This window comes from Idiomarina sp. UBA4206 (assembly GCF_002383015.1).
GTDB lineage: Bacteria > Pseudomonadota > Gammaproteobacteria > Enterobacterales > Alteromonadaceae > Idiomarina > Idiomarina abyssalis.
Genome location: NZ_DFTS01000039.1, coordinates 61,064 through 62,214 on the forward strand (window position 1 = coordinate 61,064; position 1,151 = coordinate 62,214).

Sequence of the window (1,151 nt, forward strand, 5' to 3'; positions counted from 1 at the left end):
GGTTTCGGTTTTTACAGCGGCGATTGGGTCCATCACCATAGCTAATTTTTTCATGTAAACTCCTTTAACCTAAGTCGCCAAACTGATATTGCACGGTGGTAAGCGCCGATAGCGCGGCGGTTTCTGTTCGTAACACGCGAGGACCCAAACGCATTGGATTAAACCCTTGCTGTTCAGCAGCACTGACTTCTTCGTCAGTAAACCCACCTTCGGGCCCAATGAGCAATTGTATCCCCTTTTCGGCGTGTTGAAACGATGAAAGCGGTTTTGTCGCAGTGGGGTCTAAAGTCAGACGAAGCCCGGCAAATGTGCTTTCAATAAAGTCGCTGAATTGCTGAGCTGGTTTAACTTCAGGAATTACACTGCGACCACATTGTTCACAAGCTGAGCGCACAATTTTTTGCCACTGCTGCTGCTTTTTCTCCAGCCTGTCGCCACTGAGTTTAACGCCGCAACGTTCACTGAACAGAGGCGTAATTTCGGTAACGCCCAGCTCGACTGACTTTTGCAGAACAAAATCCATGCGGTCACCGCGTGAAATGACCTGAGCAAGATGCACGCTGACAGGCGACTCTGAATCATTTACCTTGCTGCCGGTTGCAAGAAAATACGCAGACTTTTTTTGAACCGAGGTTATGGTCGCCTCGTAGTCTTGTCCGTCACCGTTAAATAAAGCAATGTTATCACCTACGTTCAAGCGCAATACTTTGATCAGGTGCTGGAATGCATCCGAGCTCAGTTCGGTTTCAGTTTGTAAATTTATAGAGGCGGGGTGATAAATCCGCGGTACTCGCATGTCGTCAGCCTTATTCGGACTTTTAGACGTCCAGAAGTAGAAAAAAACAGAGTGATCGGTTACATTATGCAACCAGTATTGAGTGATTTCATCAAAATAAAGGAATAGTGGGCATATGTCACGTCACCTGTTTACCTCAGAGTCAGTGTCCGAAGGGCATCCGGACAAAATTGCCGACCAGATATCCGATGCGGTTTTAGACGCAATTTTAGCAAAAGACCCGAAAGCCCGTGTTGCCTGTGAAACCTATGTAAAAACCGGTATGGTGCTGGTTGGCGGCGAAATCTCAACAAATGCCTGGGTGGATGTTGAAGACCTGGCCCGCGAGACCGTCAAAGATATCGGTTACCGACAT

At 47.6% G+C, this 1,151-nt stretch carries 2 protein-coding genes; one reads left to right on the forward strand and one right to left on the reverse strand.

The annotated features are described in order from the left end of the window. Positions 1 to 64 precede the first annotated feature (64 nt). On the reverse strand, positions 65 to 796 hold the full coding sequence (locus B3180_RS08365) for a 16S rRNA (uracil(1498)-N(3))-methyltransferase (RefSeq protein WP_222235812.1): 732 nt from the start codon (positions 794 to 796) through the stop codon (positions 65 to 67). Positions 797 to 911: 115 nt separating this feature from the next. Here B3180_RS08365 and B3180_RS08370 point away from each other — a divergent pair. After that, the coding region (locus B3180_RS08370; RefSeq protein WP_286843981.1) for an S-adenosylmethionine synthetase N-terminal domain-containing protein at positions 912 to 1,151 on the forward strand (240 nt) is incomplete at its 3' end.